Below are 3,374 nucleotides of genomic sequence, written 5' to 3'. Positions count from 1 at the left end.
TTTAATCGTCTGTTCGTGTGCCGGTGGAGTTGATGCTGGCTGATGGAATGCGTCTCCGGGAAGTCGCTTTCGATCATGTCGCCGGAAAGTGGCGGCCTTATAGTCCCCTGGGAATACCGGCATTCGATACAGCGGTTGACCACAACGCCATTTCCTCAAGGAGACTTCATGAACCCCAGGCTGCTTTTTATAAACGGCGAGTGGATTGAGGCTAGCGGCGGCCGTTGCCGGGACGTCATCGATCCCGCGACAGGCGAAGCGATAGCCAGCGTCGCGGATGCATCGGCGGAGGACGCGCAGCAGGCGATAAGGGCCGCGCGCCACGCGTTCGATCACGGTCCGTGGCCTACTTTAGGCAGCAGCGAGCGGGCAGCGCACCTGCGTTCGCTGATCGGCGTGCTGAGGGATCACGCTGACGAGATCGCGAAGATAGAAGCGCTGAACACAGGAAAAACCATTACCGAGAGCCAGTCGGATGTGAGCGACGCGATTGCCGCATTCGATTACTTCGCGCGGTTGATCGGCACAGAGTTCGGTGCGCTGAACGACGCTGCGCCGAATGTGATCAGCATGACCTTGCGCGAGCCGGTCGGCGTATGTGGACTCATTACGCCCTGGAACTATCCGATCCTGCAGGCCGCATGGAAGCTCGGACCGGCGCTTGCAGCAGGCAATACCGTCGTGATCAAACCATCAAGCCTGACGCCGCTTTCTACGCACCGCATGGCCGAACTGATCCATGCCAGTGGCTTCCCTAAAGGTGTTTTCAATCTGGTGACAGGAGGGCCGGAGGTGGGTGAAGCGTTGGCATCCAGTACCAGCATCGACCTGGTTTCGCTCACGGGCAGCAACTCAGCAGGCGCGAGCGTAATGAAGGCAGCCACGTCAAACTTCAAACGAATATCGCTGGAGCTGGGCGGTAAGAATCCGAACATCGTCTTCGCCGACGCGAACCTCGAGGCGGCCGTGGACCAGGCGCTGAACGCGGCGTTTTTCAACGCTGGGCAAATGTGCTCAGCGGGTTCGCGCGTGTTGCTGGAGCGGCCGATATACGACACGTTCATTGAAGCATTGAGCGGGCGGGTCAAAGCGATTCGGCTGGGACACGGGTCCTTGGAGAGCACGCAGATGGGCCCCGTTATATCGGCTCAGCAACGCGACCGGGTGCTGGCGCTGGTTGAGGGTGCGGTCGAGGAGGGTGCGCGCGTGTTGTGCGGCGGCAAGTCGCCGACTGGTGCGCCGTTCGATAGAGGCTTTTGGGTAGAGCCTACCCTTCTTGTCGATGTGCACGCATCCATGCGCGTCGCCCGCGAAGAGATCTTCGGCCCGGTGATAACAGTGGAATGTTTCGACGGTGAAGACGAGGCCATCGCGCTTGCCAACGATACCGAATTTGGCCTTGCGAGTGCGTTGTGGACGCTGGACTTCGCCAAGGCGAATCGCGTGCTGCGCCGCTTGCGCACCGCGACTGTCTGGGTCAACGACTTCAATGTCACGCTGCCTCATGCGCCATGGGGCGGATATAAAGCGAGTGGAATTGGCCGTGAACTGTCGCGTGCCGGACTCGATGAATACACCGAACTGAAGCACGCCTATCTCAACTTTGAACCCAAGGCCATGTGCTGGTTTTGACCGGCCACAGATGGTTTGACAACGCTTGAAAGGAGAGATTGCCATGCTGGAACATCGTCAGCAACGCGTGGATCTGGCGTGTGTCTTTCGCTGGGCGGTACGCCTCGGCATGCACGAATCCATTGCCAATCACTTCAGCGTCGGGGTCTCGGAAGACGGCGCGCGATTCCTGATCAACCCACGTGGCAGGCACTTTTCCCGCATCAAGGCGAGCGACCTGCTGCTGGTGGATGCGCAAGACGCGAAGACGATCGATCGGCCGGACGCCCCCGATATCACCGCATGGGCACTTCATTCGGCGATCCACAGGCGGCACCGCGAAGCACGTTGCATCCTGCACGTTCATTCGAAATACGCGACCGTGCTGTCCTGTCTGAAAGATCCGGTGCTGCCGCCGCTCGATCAGAACTGCATGCGCTTCTTTGAGCGTGTGGCGGTCGATACGGGTTTCGACGGCATGGGCCTGGGCGATGAAGCCGAGCGCGTAAGCCGTGGGCTGGAGGGTAGGCCGGTGCTGCTGATGGGGCAGCATGGCGTGCTGGTGGCCGGGCCGACCGTGGCCCAGGCGTTTGATGATCTCTATTACTTCGAGCGTTCGTGCGAAACCTACGTCACCGCATTGATGACCGGGCAGCCGCTGCGAATTGCATCGGCTCGCGTGGCGCACAAGACCATGCGTCAATGGGTCGAGGACTACGAAGGTTTCGCGGACCAGCACCTGAGGGAACTCAAGGCGATACTCGATGACGAGGAACCCAGCTACGCACAGTAGTAGCGTGAGTGCACCGAGGCTTGAAACGACCGACAATGCCCTCCCAAATCTCCGTTTTCGGTGGCGTTGCGTTTCGGCAACACGCATACAGTCGGACGTTCGCTAGACGTTGCCTCCTTGAGGACGAAGGCGGGGCCTTGTTTGAGGCCCCGCCTTTACGTATCAGGCAAACCGCAACGTCTGCCCGAGTCCCATCGACTTCGCTTTTTCCAACATCGCCGATCCCAGCGATATATCGCTCAGGCTCAGCCCTCGATGCCAGAACAGGATCGTCTCTTCATCGTTCTCACGACCGGGTTTTCGTCCCGCCACGATCTGGCCGAGTTCGGCGTGCAGGTTCTCTTCGGTGATCTTATCTTCATCCACGTGGCGTCGCAGCGCGCCGAACGGCAGGCCTTTGCTGCACTGTCCCCAATCGTCCACCACAACCTTGCTCATGATGTCGGTCAGCGACATCTCGACCGCGCTCATGGTGCCGTAAGGCATCACCAGCGCGCCACGCTTGATCCATTCCGTCTTGAGCAACGGCTGCGGCTCAGGCAAGCGTGATGCCTCGACCACGATATCAGCGCCGCGCACGCAGGCTTCCCAATTGTCCACCGCGATGACAGGCTTGCCGAGGTCATCCGAGAGCCGCTTCGCAAAAGAATCGCGGCTTTCAGGACGCTTCGAATGGACGCGAATTTCATCGAAGTCGAAGAGGTGATTCAGTAGTCGCACGTTCCAATAAGACGTGCCGCGAGCGCCGACGTGACCCAGCACCTTGCTGTCCTTGCGCGCGGGGTATTTCGCGCCCAGCGCGGTCATGGCGCCCGTGCGAGTTCTGTCGCGACAAGGCGGTGCGATATGATTTGCGCCGATAAGACGAATCCGATGCCCGATGAAACAGACCTTGACGCCAGCCTTAGCACGTGTATTTAAACGCCCTCACTATCCGTTTGAGGTGATGCTGATGTGCGTGCGCTGGTAT

At 59.7% G+C, this 3,374-nt stretch carries 2 protein-coding genes and 2 pseudogenes; 3 read left to right on the top strand and 1 reads right to left on the bottom strand.

What is annotated here, in order from left to right; all coding sequences use genetic code 11:
* Positions 1–168 precede the first annotated feature (168 nt).
* Positions 169–1,632 (top strand): aldehyde dehydrogenase family protein, encoded by a 1,464-nt coding sequence (locus tag AWB69_RS44900; RefSeq protein WP_062093185.1) that lies wholly within the window; start codon positions 169–171, stop codon positions 1,630–1,632.
* Between the two features lie 43 nt (positions 1,633–1,675).
* On the top strand, positions 1,676–2,404 hold the full coding sequence (locus AWB69_RS44895; RefSeq protein WP_062093184.1) for a class II aldolase and adducin N-terminal domain-containing protein: 729 nt from the start codon (positions 1,676–1,678) through the stop codon (positions 2,402–2,404).
* A gap of 162 nt (positions 2,405–2,566) precedes the next feature.
* Here the strand turns inward: AWB69_RS44895 and AWB69_RS44890 are convergent.
* Positions 2,567–3,223 (bottom strand): annotated as a pseudogene (locus AWB69_RS44890) (ornithine cyclodeaminase family protein); the annotation flags it as partial.
* 61 nt (positions 3,224–3,284) lie between these two features.
* On the opposite strand from AWB69_RS44890, the pseudogene AWB69_RS49080 reads away from it, so the two are divergent.
* Positions 3,285–3,374, top strand: a pseudogene (locus tag AWB69_RS49080) (IS6 family transposase); the annotation flags it as partial.

The sequence above is a fragment of the Caballeronia udeis genome (genome assembly GCF_001544555.2).
GTDB lineage: Bacteria > Pseudomonadota > Gammaproteobacteria > Burkholderiales > Burkholderiaceae > Caballeronia > Caballeronia udeis.
This window is presented reverse-complemented; position numbering and strand designations above follow the sequence as displayed.

Excerpts from the sequence above, each read along its gene's own strand:
- AWB69_RS44900 (WP_062093185.1), top strand. The coding sequence starts at position 169 with ATGAACCCCAGGCTGCTTTTTATAAACGGCGAGTGGATTGAGGCTAGC.
- AWB69_RS44895 (WP_062093184.1), top strand. The coding sequence starts at position 1,676 with ATGCTGGAACATCGTCAGCAACGCGTGGATCTGGCGTGTGTCTTTCGC.